The organism is Methanosarcina spelaei (genome assembly GCF_002287235.1).
In the GTDB taxonomy this organism is placed as follows: domain Archaea; phylum Halobacteriota; class Methanosarcinia; order Methanosarcinales; family Methanosarcinaceae; genus Methanosarcina; species Methanosarcina spelaei.
Genome location: NZ_LMVP01000007.1, coordinates 1 through 17,193, shown reverse-complemented (window position 1 = coordinate 17,193; position 17,193 = coordinate 1). Strand labels below are relative to the sequence as shown.

Annotated in this window: 6 protein-coding genes; all 6 read left to right on the top strand. The window is 39.6% G+C overall.

The window, feature by feature from the left end:
* A partial coding sequence (locus ASJ81_RS00910; RefSeq protein ID WP_141241547.1) for a PKD domain-containing protein occupies positions 1-846 on the top strand: 846 nt, incomplete at its 5' end.
* 1,296 nt (positions 847-2,142) lie between these two features.
* Positions 2,143-7,905 carry a PKD domain-containing protein gene (locus ASJ81_RS00905; protein ID WP_245859657.1) on the top strand — a complete coding sequence of 1,921 codons (5,763 nt, stop codon included), beginning with the start codon at positions 2,143-2,145 and terminating at the stop codon, positions 7,903-7,905.
* Positions 7,906-7,983: 78 nt separating this feature from the next.
* On the top strand, positions 7,984-8,136 hold the full coding sequence (locus tag ASJ81_RS21975) for a PKD domain-containing protein (RefSeq protein ID WP_141241546.1): 153 nt from the start codon (positions 7,984-7,986) through the stop codon (positions 8,134-8,136).
* Positions 8,137-9,265: 1,129 nt separating this feature from the next.
* Positions 9,266-12,472 (top strand): outer membrane protein assembly factor BamB family protein, encoded by a 3,207-nt coding sequence (locus tag ASJ81_RS00895; RefSeq protein WP_095642820.1) that lies wholly within the window; start codon positions 9,266-9,268, stop codon positions 12,470-12,472.
* Positions 12,473-13,151: 679 nt separating this feature from the next.
* Complete coding sequence (locus ASJ81_RS00890; RefSeq protein WP_095642819.1) at positions 13,152-14,450, top strand: outer membrane protein assembly factor BamB family protein; 1,299 nt, start codon at positions 13,152-13,154, stop codon at positions 14,448-14,450.
* Between the two features lie 264 nt (positions 14,451-14,714).
* Positions 14,715-17,193 (top strand): PKD domain-containing protein (locus tag ASJ81_RS23470; RefSeq protein ID WP_245859655.1); only part of this gene is annotated, 2,479 nt, incomplete at its 3' end.

Sequence of the window (17,193 nt, the reverse complement as noted above, 5' to 3'; positions counted from 1 at the left end):
TTTAACTTGACAGTAAAGATTGCTGTAGGCAGGAACACAGTAACAAAAACGGAATATATAAAAGTGACAGCAAAGCCTGTTTCAAACTTTACCAGCAGTGTTACTTCAGGAAAAGCACCATTGAACGTTAAATTTACTGATACAAGCACAGGAACGCCTGCTGCATGGATCTGGGAGTTTGGAGACGGATCAAAGTCATTTGTCGAGAATCCGACTCATAAGTATTCCAAGGCAGGAACATATACAGTTAACTTGACAGTAAAGAACGCTGTAGGCAGGAACACGGTAACAAAAACGGAATATATAAAAGTGACAGCAAAGCCTGTTTCAAACTTTACCAGCAGTGTTACTTCCGGAAAAGCACCATTGAACGTTAAATTTACTGATACAAGCACAGGAACGCCTGCTACATGGATCTGGGAGTTTGGAGACGGATCGAAGTCATTTGTCGAGAATCCGACTCATAAGTACAGTAAAGCAGGAACATATACTGTTAAGTTGACAGTAAAGAACGCCGTAGGCAGCAACACGGTAACAAAAACCGATTATATAAAAGTGACAGCAAAACCTGTTGCAAACTTCACAAGCAGTGTTACTTCAGGAAAGTCACCGTTGACGGTTGCTTTTACTGACACTAGTACAGGTTCACCAACCAAATGGAAATGGAACTTTGGAGACGGTGCATCGTCCACACTCCAGAATCCAAAGCATAAGTATTCCAAAGCAGGGAGTTATACAGTGACGTTGACGGCAACAAATGCTGCAGGCATCAGTACGACAACAAAAACAGATTATATAAAAGTGACAACAAATACGAAATCTGGGACATATTCAGAAAATGACTAAACTTTAGATTGAAAAACGATAAAAAATCAAGGCTAAAAGGTTGAGATATCATTGATAAATCTGGCAAAACAACCTCTTTAGCCTTGTTTTGCTAGGAAGGAGGAGACCCTTCTTAACTTTTTTGAAAACTAATCTGAACATAATCATTTTATAAAGTAAGATCTTTTGATTCAGGCTTTTATTCTTTTTGAAACAAATGTGGAAGTCATTATCCAAGAAGATAATAATTATTAGCCGAAGATTTTTATTTGTAGAAATAGTAAACAAACTTAGTTAAATTGTATATAATTAATTTAATCAGATAGTTCAGATAAATGTGGACTTTCAGAAGAAAAAAATTACTCCAATAAGGAGTTGCACTTGTAGTCAGTAAAGAAGTAAAAATTCATACAATATCACCCTTATGTCAATACTTATATTTAAATTTTAAATTTAAATCCTGAAAGGTTCGAGCGTTGCCAGGGAAGTTATAACCGATCCCTGTGGCATTTAAATTTGTATATTAATGTCTGTAACTGAGTATAAGTGTCACAACCAAAATGAAAGTTCAGAAAATAGTAACTTTGTTCAGTATATATTTCAAATAATCATAAAATCGGTTGCTCTGAGCACTTCAAAAGGTCCGAAGCCTATCTGACCGCATCACAAAATATGAAATGCGGTCTGACTCTTCCGCCCAGACAACCGCTAACCCCATAAAAACATAGGAGGTCTTCAAAAAAACTGAAATAACTTATTTTTCTTTAATCCTATTTTCCGCAGATGCGCACAAAAATACTATCTATTTTCCCAAAATATCAGTTATTTAAAAAACTGCCCATTCTTTAATGGATAATTTTGGGTAAATGGGTAAGTAACTTCTACGTGTACATGTTCTGCAGAATGTGGGTTATATGGCTCTTACGTGAAATGTTTTTCAAATAATTTGCAAGTCAGTTTCATCTTCAATAAAATTTTGATGAGTATTGAAGTATTTTTACTTGAGGACATATTTTTGATTTTTGTTTTTTGTTTGAGCCGTGTTGGAAATTACAGGAATCTCTGGAATGGTGTTAGCTCCATAAATTGCAGGTATTAGCAGGTATTATTGTCACAAATAAGGTCATAGCTGCCTGTAATTGCTGAAGTACTTATTAACAACACTGGATACGGATAGACCTGTTTCTATAGCTAATGCATCTGCCATGTAAATGTCTGGAGATTCACCAACTTAATAGATTGAACCTAAAAATCTGGAGACAGCAAACATATTCCTACCTTCTTATTTGACAACATGAAAAATAATGGAGTAACAATATGAAAACAATTATAAAAAGTATGACAAAAAATAGAGCCCAAAATAAAGCACAAAACAGAATACAAAATATTGCCAAACATGGCCTTGTTTTAAGTATATTCCTTATCCTGTTGTTTGCCTTTGTTGGTTCTGCTTCGGCACAAACTATTGAGGTCAATCCTGGAGATAATATTCTCTCAAAAATTAATGAAGCACAGGCTGGAGATGTCTTATACTTCAACCCTGGAACGTATGACATAAATCAGGTTTTATTTATATCCGACAAACCTCTATCGTTTATAGGTGCAGGTGCAGATAAAGTAACCTTTAATTTTATTGATTACAATGCGCTAAATTTTGACTTATCTAATATTGAAACTTCCCATGATATCCTGATTGAGAACATAAGCTTTTCATCGTCCACTACGAGATGGGTTGAAATCCGTGGATCAGATTATTACTCTACCAATATTATAATCAGAAACTGTAAATTCACAGGTGTATATTTAAGTTCAACTATCCTGAATAATGTTGAATATTCAAATAATGTTTTCATTGACTCATTCCAAGCATGCAGCGCTGGTGATGCCCAAGGGAAACTGATCTTTGCCAAAAATCATTTTGATAATTCTGCTTGTTATGTGGGCGGGGTAAATAACGGCGGTGTGATTACAGGTAACACCTTTACAAACGTTACTTCTAACTATGCAGTTAGTATTGGCAAGGGAGGAAACGACATAACATTCAGTGATAATGTCATTTCACACTGTACCAGTGCTGATGGTTATGGAGGTTTACTTATAGAGCCTAAAAGTAATGGCAATATTATTACTGGAAACACCTTTGACTCCAATTCTGTAGGGATCACTTTTAACTTGAAAAGCGGAAAAACTGGCACCGGCAATAAGGTTTACCACAACAACTTCATTAACAACACCGTCAACATTAATGACGGTTCACCGGCTGGCACCGTCCAGTATATCAGTAACGCTGTAAAGTACAGCTACAAGAACAAGTCCTACACCTCCAAGCTAGGCAACTACTATAACGACTACACAGGCGCAGATGCAGATAACAACGGAATCGGTGCCACTCCTTACGCAATTGGTTCCGGAAGTGACACTGCACCCCTTATGGGTAAAATCACAGTCAGTGAAGATAATATAACAATTGAAACACCACCAAGTACTTCCGCTCCAATTGCCGATTTTACAGCAACACCAACTTCTGGATATGCTCCTCTTACTGTCAACTTCACTGATACTTCAACTGGTAATGTCTCTTCTTATTCATGGGACTTTGACAGTGACGGTACGGTTGATAGCACTGAGCAGAACCCCTCGTACACTTATGAGACTGCGGGTACCTACTCTGTTAACCTCACTGTTGCCAATGCAACCATAAGTAACACAAAAACAAAGATAGACTATGTTGAGGCAATAAACAAAGAAAACCTTGACTCCGAATGGTCGGAGTTCCAGAAGGACAGCTCCAATAGCGGTTACTCTTTCAGCTCTGCTCCAACCAGGGACCCAAAAATCATCTGGCAGAGCCTGACTTCTTCAGAACAGGAACCCTGCGGGAGCGGTGGTGTCAATGTCCCGGCGCTGATTTCAGGAAACAAAATTTTCGTAACTGCGGGTAATGCTTCTGTCTGGGCCTTTAATAAAGATACCGGGTCCCTTATCTGGTCAAAGGAACTTGGAGGCGGTCTGGTACAGACAGCGACTCCTGCTCTGGGAGACGGAAAACTCTTTGTCCCGACCCTCGAAGGAGATCTCTATGCCCTTGACCCCGAAACAGGAAATGAGTTCTGGAATGAACATGTAACAGACAGCAGCTTTGAATGTCCCATTACCTATTATGACCATAAGCTCTACATCGGAGACGGTCTTGAAGGAGGAAATGGCACTAAATATTACTACTGTTACGATGACAGCGGGAATTTAATCTGGAAGCATGAAAACACAAACACTGCAGGTTTTATCTGGAGTGGATCAGTAGTTGTCGGAAAATACCTGGTTTACCCGGTTTTCGAAGGTAAACTGGTTTGTCTCGAAAAAGACACCGGAACTCTTGTAGACGAAGTTGACTTCAGTAAGAGTTCAGACGTTTCCTTTGCACTAACAGATCCTGGAATGTTCAGAAGTTCCGTAACCTATGCTGACGGAGCCCTGTACACATCCTCCGAAAGAGGGCAAGAAAAAGGCTACTGTTTCAAAGTAGGTTTTAACTCTGATACAGGCCAGTTTCTCGACAGTGGCTGGGCAGCTTCAATAGGATTTTCAACCTCAACTCCGGTCGTGTATAATGGCAGGGTCTACGTGGGACACGGGGAACACGGAGAATCCGGGTCCATGTTCTGCCTGAATGATTCCGATGGGTCGGTAATCTGGGAAACTCCTGTCAGCGGAGGTGTAAAGTCTTCTCCAGTTGTTTCAGTCAAAAACGGAAAACCGTACATTTATTTCACTGAAGCCATCGTCGACGGTTCTATTTACTGCCTGAATCCTGATGGAACTCTTGCCTGGCACTACAACCCACCTGCGGATGCTGCATATACCTTGCAGGGTGCAGCTCTTTCCGAAGACAAGGTCTACTACGGAACTGATAACGGGTACCTGTACTGCATAGGGCAGGGTGCAGCTCTTTCTCCGGTTGCAAACTTTAGTTCGGACAAACAGACAGGTTCCTTCCCACTGACTGTTTCCTTCAGGGATACTTCCTTCAACGCCAATAAATTCTTCTGGGATTTCGGAGACGGAAATACTTCAACCGAAATAAATCCGGTTCATACCTATATCACAGCCGGAAACTATACCGTAACCCTCACTGCTAAAAATGAGAACGGTGAAGATACAAAAATTGTAAAAGACTATATCTATGCAAACAAAGCAGCAACTACCTGGCAGGTCAAAAATGGGGAATCCATACAGGCAGCTATTAATGCAGCAAATTCAGGAGACATAATACAGGTCTATTCTGGAGAATACCCCGAAATTCTGACAGTTAACAAGACTCTGACCCTCAAAGGTATCGGGGCCCCTGTCCTTAATGCTTCGGGTTTCAAAGGCGTTTCCGGCGTAACCATCAGCGCTGACGACGTGAAGTTCAGCGGCTTTAAAATTACAGGTACCGAAGAGATGTGCTTTGCGATCAGTATTTCAGCAGAAGGTACTCTGATAGAGGACAACCTGATCGATAACTGCGCTGAAGGTGTATGGTTAACGGGAACTGGAAACACCCTTCTGAAAAATAACATCTCCAATTGCTGGGACTTTGCAGCCGTTCTTGACAACACAGGAGGCAACAGGGTTTACCAGAACACCTTCATTAACAACAAAGGAAGGAAGATGGGAGGTTCAAGCGACCACATCTCCGGAGGGTCAGGTTCATTCTTCCAGAGTTCCGAGCCTGTAGAATATGTCTGGAATGGAACAAAGCTGACAGGGTATATGGGTAATTACTACGATGACTATACAGGAAAAGATTCAAACGGGGATGGAATAGGGGATACGGCTTATACTGCTGACGCGGGAACCGACAAGTACCCGCTGGTGCTACCATACTCAAATTACATTGAAGGACAGGAAAATGAATCGCTTCCTACTTATTCCTGGTTCCAGTTCCATGGAAATGTAGACCACATTGGTTACTCCGAAAGCGGACCAAAAACCAATCGGACGGAATGGGTAAGTGAGGATATTGACGCTATCAGCAGTTCTTCTCCTGTAATTGCTGACGGGAAAGTCTTTGTGATTTGCGGTTCTGCAGGAATGGAAGAAAGTACGGATGACATTCCCCAGCTAGTAGCTCTTGACGAGTCTACGGGAGACAGAGTCTGGAACGTCAGCATTCCGAAAGCTGTATACGGTTCATGGGCTTCCCCTACTTATGATAATGGTATGGTCTTTACGGCTACCGGCCCTGAACTTGGTTGTTATGATGCCGAAACCGGAGAAAAACTCTGGTGCTTCAACAACACGTTCGGAAGCCAGGGTGTGGTCAATAGCGGGCCTGCTGTTGCTAACGGGATGGTGATATTTAGTGATTGGGACGGAAGTCACTACTACTGTCTTGACAAGTATACCGGAGACCTGCTCTGGAGTTTTGAAGTGGAAGGAGACGGGCAGTCAGTACCTGTCTATGCAGATGGGAAGTTCTACCTTACAAGCTGGGGCTACGGTACTTCCAATCAGGGGCATGCTTATTGCGTGGACGCAGTAACTGGGCAACAGATCTGGCACATTGATGTCGAACAGAATTTCTGCGGGTCCCCTGCTTACAGGGACGGCATCATTTACCTTACAACCTACAACTTCTACGGAACGGGTGATCTTTTTGCCCTGAAAGCATCGGATGGTAGCATAATCTGGAGACAGACCATCGAAAGAACAGATTCGACCCCTGCTCTTGCCTATGGAAATGTCTATGTTTGCGGAGGAGCAAGTGGCTATAGCAATTTGCAAACTTACTGCTTCAATGCGACTACAGGCTCCCCTGTCTGGTCAACACCTTCAATGACAACAGATAACGGAGGGATCGGAGGTTGGACTTGCTCGGTAGCTGTTGCAGATGGGCTCGTTTACGTGGGAAGCGAAGGATCTGGGTACTTCGGTTATGAAAACCTTTATGCTCTGGACGCCTTCACTGGCGATATCGTCTGGCATGCTCCCTATGCCGGTTCTTCTCCTGCACTTTCGGATGGAATGCTTTTCAGTATAGGAGGCGACCAGAAAGTCTATGCCTTCAAGGACTCTTCTATCTCACCGGTTGCAAACTTCACAGTCAATGTGACCAGTGGCACTGCTCCTCTTGACGTTCAGTTTACAGACGCTTCAACTGGCACCGTATCTTCGTATGCATGGGATTTCAATAATGATGGTAATGTAGACAGCTCCAAGCGGAACCCTTCGTATACTTACGGTAAGGCAGGTACCTATACTGTCAACCTCACAGTAACCGGACCTGGAGGAAGCGATTCTGAGGTAAAAACCGGATACATTAAAGTTACTGTTTCATCTCCAGGAAAGCCAGTAGCTTCTTTTTCAGCATCTCCTGCTTCAGGAAAAACACCATTGACAGTTGCTTTTACTGACAAGAGTAGTAACATACCTACTAAATGGAAATGGAGTTTTGGAGACGGAACATCGTCCACACTCCAGAATCCAAAGCATAAGTACTCCAAAGCAGGAAAGTATACGATAACACTTACGGTTACCAATGCTAAAGGCAGTAATACGGTAACAGAAACCGATTATATAAAAGTGATATCAAAACCTGCTGCAAACTTCACCAGTAGTGTTACGTCAGGAAAAGCGCCATTAAACGTTAAATTTACTGACACAAGCACAGGTATGGCTTCTGGCTGGATCTGGGAGTTTGGAGACGGATCAAAGTCATTTGTCGAGAATCCAACTCATAAGTACAGTAAAGCAGGAACATATACTGTTAACTTGACAGTAAAGAACGCTGTAGGCAGGAACACGGTAACAAAAACGGAATATATAAAAGTGACAGCAAAGCCTGTTTCAAACTTTACCAGCAGTGTTACTTCAGGAAAAGCACCATTGAACGTTAAATTTACTGATACAAGCACAGGAACGCCTGCTGCATGGATCTGGGAGTTTGGAGACGGATCGAAGTCATTTGTCGAGAATCCGACTCATAAGTATTCCAAGGCAGGAACATATACAGTTAACTTGACAGTAAAGAACGCTGTAGGCAGGAACACGGTAACAAAAACCGACTATATAAAAGTTGTAACAAAAACAGTTGCTTAAGTTTTCTGCAACTCCAATCTCTTATAAATTTCAGTTAGCGGTAGGATTTACTGACTAAAGCACAGGAATTCCTACCGTATGAAATGGAGTTTTGGAGGCAGAACGACTTCAAAAGAAATGAATCCAGAGCATCAGCATTTCAAGGGAGGAAAATATAAGGTTACACTTATAGTGACCAACGCTGCAGGCAGCAGTGCGACAATAAACACAAATTCATTTGTATTCGGTTAAGATACGATCTATAAGAAACGTGTTATTTTCATTGCTTTTTCTGTAACCTCTAAATGTAAATCAAGATGGATAGATGATTGCAGTAGTCACTTTAACGTTAACAGATTCTTAACCGAATGCAAATGAAAACAAATTACATAAAAGTAACAGCAAATACAAATCTGGGACATATTCTGAAAATAAATAAACCTTAGATTGAAAAACGATAAAAAATCAAGGCTAAAGGGTTGAGAAATCATAGATAAAACCTGGCAAAACAACCCTTCAGTCTTTTTTACCAGAGTTGAAAGCCAATTCCTTTTTGAAATTTCAATAGTTTACTGCACAACTTTTGGCTTTGTAGAAACCACATTGTAGACTTATATGATGAGAGCTAATCCCAAAACCAATTTCATACCCAAATCCATACTATTTTCATACTCAAAATTAGAGTGATTATTCTAAATTCAAGGTTTTGGGATAGGCTCATTATGAAAAATTGAGTAAACTTTATATCAATAGGTGGGGAAGTTTAAACCGCCAAAAGTGGGAAAAAGTATCGCCGTTGACAACTTCAAGGAGTAAGAATTATTTAACGACATTAAATGTAATTTTTTGGTTAAATAAGTTATTTTAGGTCGTTTTTCTCTTAACACTTTTTCATCAATTTTGGTAAAACCTCAGGTCATTCTTTTCTTCTGGCTCTTCGTATTTCCTATGGATAAAATGATTTTCAGTTCAAGATCGCATTGGTTTTTATGAGGACATTATGAGGACATTCACACAAAATAAAGAAGAGCCTTTCTTTTTTCTCAAGGTTTGACTCGATTAACAGTATATAGTGTCTTACCACATATTTAGAGAAACTTGTCACTCCTAGAGAAGCTTGTTACTCATTTTACTAACAATCTTTTGCCAAAATAATACATTTATAAACAAATTTACCTTTTCATCATTGTTTATTATTTTTAATTTTTTTATAGCGCAATTTATAGCCACAGTACACGAAAACCGGACATGGCATATAAGGAATTTACTTTTCATTTTAGAAATATTTCCGGAAACTAACCAATGGAAAAGAGATGAATAAATAATCAGCATTAGTTGGAATAGTTTCAGAAATTTTAAATTTTTATGGGAAGAGAGTAACATGAAACCGAAAATGCGTCAATTAATTTTAATGTCTATATTGATGCTCGCAATATTGCAATGCATACCATTGGCATTATCTGAAGAAGAAAACAACTGGCCACAGTTTCAGAACAACGTTGAACATACCGGTTTTTATGCAGGAGAATTACCGGATGCATTCCAGTTACAATGGAAAAGCAGTGGAGTAGGTGCAGTTATAGATTCCTCACCTGTAATCGCTGAAAACATGGCTTTTGTTATAAGCAATTCCAATTCATTGAAAGCTTTGAACGTTACAACAGGTGATGTAGTATGGACTACAAAAACAGGAACAGATCAGTACGGTTCATGGTCATCTCCTGCTTATGATAATGGAATGGTGTTTGCTTCCAGAGGTAATGACACGATTTGTGTTTATGCTTCAAACGGTACTGAAAAGTGGAAATTTACTAACCCGAGTGGTCAAATATCATGTAATGCAGGGCCATCAATAGCTAATGGAAAAGTCTTTTGTTCTGATTGGCAAGGAAGTCATTACTATTGTGTGGACGAGTATACTGGAAAGCTTTTGTGGACTTTTTCAGTAACAGGTTCCGCACAAGGTGTCCCTTCCTATAAAGACGGAAAAGTCTTCTTGACAAGTGGATATGCTACAATAAATGTAGGGCAGAATACGTATGAAGGACAGGTATATTGTGTAGATGCGGAAAATGGTTCGAAAATATGGGCCACTCCGATTACAGACAATGTATTATGTTCTGCTTCTGTTGGAAATGATACTGTATATGTTACTTCTTACGATTTCTACAGCGATAAAACTACTGCGTTAAGTGCGTTGGACATAAACAGTGGGAAGATCCTCTGGGAGCAAAACGTTATGCGAACGGACTCCACTCCTGCGCTTGCATATGGGAACGTTTATGTTTCTCCGGTATGTTGTGTTAATGCTTCTTCAGGAAAAATATTGTGGAGCGGCAGTGCTGGAGGATGGACTAATTCCATGACAATTGCAGATGGAAAAGCCTTTGCAGGCAAAAAAACTTCGTCATATGGTTATGATCACATTGTAGAGTATAATGCATATACAGGCGAGGTTTTATGGGAATCCACAGCTGGAGGAGCTTGTTCTATTGCTAACGGTAGTATATACACAATTGGCAATGACGGTGAAATCTATGCCTACGGACAGGTTAGTAATCTTTCCATAGATCTGATTGTTCAAAATGTTTCAGTGGCAAACGGAAATGTCTATCCTTATTATCCGAATGAAGTCAATGCAAGCATAAAAAATAACGGCAACATGTATGCTGAGAATGTATCTGTGTCCTTTTTAGTTAATGGTGAACAGAAGGATAACCTTACAACAAAGATTGGAAGTAACATGGCCAAAAATGTGAGTTTTTCCTGGATACCAGATGCTCCCGGAGATTATAACATAACAGTTGAAGCTCATTCTATAGGGCCCGTTCCTGAGAGTAACGATGCAGATAATTCCTTGGGAATAAACGTAACTGCTTTAGCTGGTGATGCGGACCTTATCCCTGTATCGATCATTCCTTCTGCTATCTTTTCAAATACCTCACATCAAATGAAAGTAATTGTGAAAAATCAGGGCACTTCCATGGCAGGTAATTTTACGGTGACCGTAAAAGAAGGAACAAATGAACTGGCTGCAAAGACTTTCGAACAGCTTGGTCCTGCCCAAAGTGCCGAGCTAAATTTTACATGGGAATCCGAGGCTTCCGGAGACTTTGGGTTTACAGTGTTTGCCGATACGGAGAACAGTGTATCGGAAAGTAATGAAACTAATAACCAGGTGACTCTGCCTGTTACGGTAAAACCGGAAACATCGATTGAAGCAAAATCTGAAATATACTGGACACAGTTTCAGGGAGGAAGTGATAGAAACGGTGTTACCGAAGGTTATGCACCCCTTGATGATTCTGTTAAACTCAAATGGAGTGCAAATGATTTTGGTGGGAATATCGATGTTTGCCCGATAGTTGTAGGAGATAATGTCTATGTCCTGGCTTCCAATGGAGAACTGTATGCTTATAACAAAACAGAAGGTAAACCAATATGGCATGCAACACTTGATGCTGCTTCGATTTTACACTCTTCAATACCAGCATATGGAGATGGAAATCTCTTTGTGGTAACCGAAGGTGGAAATCTTTATGCTTATAACGCAAGTACAGGGACCCTGAAATGGAAAGTACATGTAACGGATATAGGTCCGGAAAGTCCGGTTACGTACTATGACCACAGGGTATACCTTGCAGAAGGTCTTGAAGGCGGAGTGGATACAAAATACTATTATTGCTACGATGACCTTGGAAACCTTTTATGGAAACATGCAACTCCGAATACATCCGGCTTCATATGGAATGGTGCATCCGTTGTAGGAAATTACCTGATTTATTCTACCCACGAAGGCAACCTCACATGTCTTGATCGGAAAACAGGAACGCTTATCGACGAAGTAAGCCTGGACAGCGATGTTTCGAACCGGATTTCATTTGCGATTCCGGAGCCTGGAAGGTTCCGTTCTTCAGTAGCTTACCATGACGGATCCGTCTATACAACTTCGGAACTAGCACAAGAAACCGGTTATGTATGGAAAGTAGGATTCGATGACACTACCGGTATGTTCCTTAACAAGGGGTGGCGCTCTGATCAGATGTTCAGTACTTCGACTCCTGCAATCTATAACGGTAAAGTATACGTTGGACAGGGAGAACATGGATATGATGGTAAAATGATCTGCTTGAGTGACAGCGATGGTAAAAAGATATGGGAATATCATGTGGATGCAGGTGTGAAATCCTCTCCTGCTGTTTCTACGTATTATGGAACACCTCGTATTTATTTCACAACTGCAAAGGAGAACGGTTCTCTTTACTGTCTAAACGAGTCAGGGAGTCCTGTATGGGAATATAATCCTCCCGACGATGGGTATATCCTGCAGGGAGCAGCACTTTCTCAGGGGAAAGCTTACTTCGGAACGGATGGAGGAAATCTATACTGTGTAGAAGGAGATTGGAATGTTTTCAATGATCCGGATTCGGATTCTGGAGCGTACATTTCACTTGATGAATTACAGACTTCAGTGCTTCATTGGAAAAAAGGCCTTCCAATAGACTCTAACTACAAAGTTTCACTAAAAAATATACAATCGATGACTATGTACTGGAAAAATAATTCACCTATGAAGTTCGATAAGTGAATTCGCATATTAAAGAATATAAAACAAGTGAAATTATATTGATGGCCTTACCAGCCATCACCTTATTTAAGGGAATTGTTCCACCACTACTGTGATTCCAAAACGAATATAAAATAACATTTTTTACTTTTCTAATAAATTCAGATACTGTAAAACTCTTGAATTACTATAACACTATTGAGTCACTGTACAACTATTAAATTACTGTAAAATTATTTAACCAGTTGCGAAGTATCAGTACTTTTATTTTTATTATTCCATAATTTTTCATCCTGCAAACTTTTTTGATTTTATCTTCAAGTAAGAGGACATCACCAACTTTTGTGGCAAGCCTTGTACAGAGTAAATCTCTTGAAACATGGATGAGGCTACAGATGTTTAGCTACTTACTAAGTTTATTCATAAATACAAATATGGATTCAGATTAACCCTTAAACATAACAGTATAAATAATATTATTTAATTGTTCTAAAAATAAGCGTAATGTTTCTCTAACAGCTAATAATAATTTCCTAAATTGATTGCTTATTATACTAAAGAATACAAACTTATTTACATCCCACTAAATTAAAAAATGTATCAGGGATTAAATCAACAATGAGTGGGTGAACCACAGGAGAATTCGCTTACCTGTGGGTGTCAAAAATTGAGACAGAATATCAATTAAGGAGTACCGAATATGAAAAATAGAAATTTGTTTTTGCTTTTGATAAGCATGGTAATTATCGGACTGCTGCCCATGGCAGCATCAGCTTCAAGCTGGCCCTCATTCCAGGGAAACAACAACAATAACGGAGTTACCGATGAAGACATTACTACCACTTTTGCTACGAACTGGACTAGCCAAACGGCTGCTGGAGACTATGCAGGATTGGACTCAGGAGCGGTAATTGATGATAATAATGTCACATATTGCGTAAATTACAATGGAACCGTATATGCTTTTAACCTGATAACGGGAGCTCAGAAATGGGTTAACACTAATATCGCAAACAATGACCCGTACAGTTACGAAGTATCTGTACCTGCATATAACAATGACCGTTTATATGTTGGTTTGTCAAATGGAAACTATGGAAATACAAATATTGGTTCAACCATTTATGCACTAAATGCAACGACTGGGGCTGTTGTATGGTATAATTCAAGTGACACCTATTTCCCATCTAACTATCAGATTGATTCTCCAATAAAATATGATTCTGGAAAACTTTATTTTAGCTCGGTAGAGTTTGATGCCAATTATAACACAATTGGAGGTTACTTCTACTGTGTGGATGCAAGCAATGGCAATGTAGTCTGGAGAAATGACAGCAGTACCCGTGGCTATTACGGAGCAGCCCCTGCAATTATAGATGACTATGTTGTCGTTGGGGATGACGCAGGTATAGTACGCTCTTTCAACAAAGCTACTGGAAGTCTAGTAAGTTATCTGGACGCTTCTGCTTACGGCAGCATCCGTTCAGGCATCGTCTACAAAGATGGATACATATACTTTACTGCTAAGCCAGGCTATTTGTTAAAAGCATCAATTAGTTCTTCCGGCATATTGAGCAATCTACAATCATCAAGTAGCTTCGGATCTGGAGTATACTCAACTTCAACTCCTGCAGTAACTGATGATTATATCTATGTAGGAACTGACAACGGAGACTACTATAATCCTATTGGTACTGTAAAATGTTTTGGTACAGATTTGAGTTTAATAAGTGAATCTTCCAATCTAGGTGGATTAATAAAAGCTTCTCCTGTTGTAACCACAAATACTGCAGGACAAGAAAGAGTGTATGTGACTACAAACAATAATACAGGAAAATGTTACTGGTTGACTTTCAATACTACCAGTGAAAGATTTACTAATAGCGGTTACTGGCAACCCAATGGTTCAACGTACACATTACAGGGAATCGCTTTTGCTAATGGATATCTTGTTTACGGAAACGATGCAGGCTACCTTTACGGAGCAACTGGATTTTAAGGTAATTTTAAATTACCTTTTTTTATTTATTCTAGTTTTTTCCTTTTTGGATAACAATTCTTTGCCAAATTTTTAGGTATTTATACTCTGGACAATATCCTTAACTGTAAGTGTCGACCTTGCATAAAAGTGAAATCTATAGAATTTTAAGAACTTAATACTGTCATTAAACCTCCTTTTTCAAAAAAATCGATTTTCTGCAAAGAGATTACCTGTCTGAGCAGGTCTCAATATGGTCGGCAATAATTTAATGGAGTAGATGTTATGAAAAAAATTACTTTACTAGCCTTCTTGTCCATTTTTCTACTTATAGGTTTAGCATCACCAGCGCTTGCAGCCGATATAACCGGTGAGCGAACGTTAAACACTACAGGCGTGAAAGCAGGAGAAAGTTTCAGAGTAACTTTAAATGTCACAGTTTCAGGTGGAACACTTTACTCGCTAGGTATTGATGAAAATCTTCCAGACGGTTGGACTGTAACGACAGTCCAGAATGATGGAATGACATACGATGCTGAAAATATTCAATGGGGCCTCATCGATGACATGAGTTCTGGTAAAAAAACAGTCATATACGATGTTTTTGTGCCAGCAACAGAAGAAACCGGGACATACTTAATTACAGGAAAAATTTCAGGAAAAGAATGGACTGATGGAGACGAAATAGAAAGACAAAACAACATCACAGGGGATACAAATGTAACAGTTGGGGTTCCTGACATTAACATTTATCCAGGAGATGATGTTCAATCAATTCTTAAAAATGCTCCGGAAGGTTCAACAGTATACTTGCATGCAGGAAACTATACAGGATCTGGGATTTATTCGATACAAAATTCATTGCATATAATAGGAGATGGAGCAAATCTTGTTAATTTAACAAATATTGGATGGAGTGAATCCTCTGGTACCACAATTGAAGGAATTCATTTTATAACAAGAGGACCACAATTTACCAGTAATTCTAATTATGATAAAATCAGAAATTGTATATTTGAGAATGCACTTGTACAGATTCAAGACGATAGCCTTTTAGAAAACTGTACTTTCACAGGTACTTCATATATAACTGCATGGACTAGCTCTGGCGGAGGTACAATCAGAAATAATTTGTTTGAAGTGTCATTAACAAAAAGTAAGAGACCAGTATATCTTAAAGATAATATAAATAATTTTTCAGTGTCAAATAACAAATTTGTAAATAATTCTCTCAATTACGAAGTTATTTATGTATTGACTTCACAAAATACATCAATTACTGATAATATTTTTGATAGTATTTCTACAGCTAGCTCCGTAATTGGAATCAGTGATAGTGCAAATACAGTTATCCAAAATAATACTTTTAAAAACTGTAACTCTGGTAAAGGCGCAATTGAATTCCAGACAGGGGCACAGAAAGTTACTGTTTACCTGAACAATTTTATCAATTGTTCCTCGTTAACTTCAGGTTCTGGAACTGATGTTTCCTGGTCTTCTCCTTCCGAACTCAACTACAAATATGCTGGTAAAGATCACATAGGCACACTTGGCAATTACTTTGACCAGTACAAAGGCACTGATGCAGATGGAAACGGAATTGGAGATACTTCATACCCTATTGGATCTGGTGCCGATTACGCACCCCTTATATCTCCAATAGAGAATTACGGTAACATTACCGTAGCTGCACCTCAACTTCCAGTAGCAGACTTCGACAGTAATGTAACGTCGGGATCTGTACCTTTATCAGTTAATTTCACTGATCTCTCTACAAACTTACCAACTTCGTGGGCCTGGGATTTTGACAATGATGGCAAGGTGGACAGTACTGACCAGAATCCAACATACACTTATACTGCTGCAGGAAACTATACCGTCAATCTGACAGTCACGAATTCAGTAGGAAGTAACAGCACTGTAAAAACAGATTACATTAACGTTTCTGAATCCTCAACACCAACCGAACCGACACCAGTTGCTGCTTTTACTGCTGACGTAACAAGTGGTACTGCTCCTCTCCAGGTAAATTTCACAGACCAGTCTACTGGATCGCCAACTTCATGGCTCTGGGACTTCGGAGACGGCTTTAACGATACAGAGCAAAATGTTTCTCACATCTATAAATCAGCTGGCAACTACACAGTTAACCTGACAGTAAGCAATGAAAACGGAACTAATTCTACGTCTGCTTTGATAACTGTTTCAGAAAAACCTGTAACAGTATTGCCTATAGCGAATTTTAGTACCAATGTGACGAGTGGAACTGTTCCTCTCTCAGTTCAGTTTACCGATTTATCGGAAAATACAACTGATTGGACCTGGGACTTTGGAGACGGCTCTAGTGCTACCGAGCAAAACCCTATGCACACTTATGCTGTAGCTGGTTCTTATACTGTCAACCTTACTGTTTCTAACGCTGATGGAAGCGATTCTGAAGTAAAAACCGGGTACATTAAAGTCACTGTTTCATCTCCAGGAAAGCCAGTAGCTTCTTTTTCAGCGTCTCCTGCTTCAGGAAAAGTACCATTGACAGTTGCTTTTACTGACAAAAGTAGTAACATACCTACTAAATGGAAATGGAGTTTTGGAGACGGAACAAGTTCAACCCAGCAGAATCCAAAGCATAAGTATTCCAAAGCAGGAAAGTATACGGTAACACTTACGGTCACCAATGCTAAAGGCAGTAACACGGTAACAGAAACCGATTATATAAAAGTGATATCAAAGCCTGTTTCAAACTTCACCAGCAGTGTTACATCAG

What these genes read in the sequence shown, in the direction of transcription:
- ASJ81_RS00905 (WP_245859657.1), top strand. Translation starts at nt 2,143, where the DNA reads ATGAAAACAATTATAAAAAGTATGACAAAAAATAGAGCCCAAAATAAA.
- ASJ81_RS00895 (WP_095642820.1), top strand. Translation starts at nt 9,266, where the DNA reads ATGAAACCGAAAATGCGTCAATTAATTTTAATGTCTATATTGATGCTC.
- ASJ81_RS21975 (WP_141241546.1), top strand. Translation starts at nt 7,984, where the DNA reads ATGAAATGGAGTTTTGGAGGCAGAACGACTTCAAAAGAAATGAATCCA.
- ASJ81_RS00890 (WP_095642819.1), top strand. Translation starts at nt 13,152, where the DNA reads ATGAAAAATAGAAATTTGTTTTTGCTTTTGATAAGCATGGTAATTATC.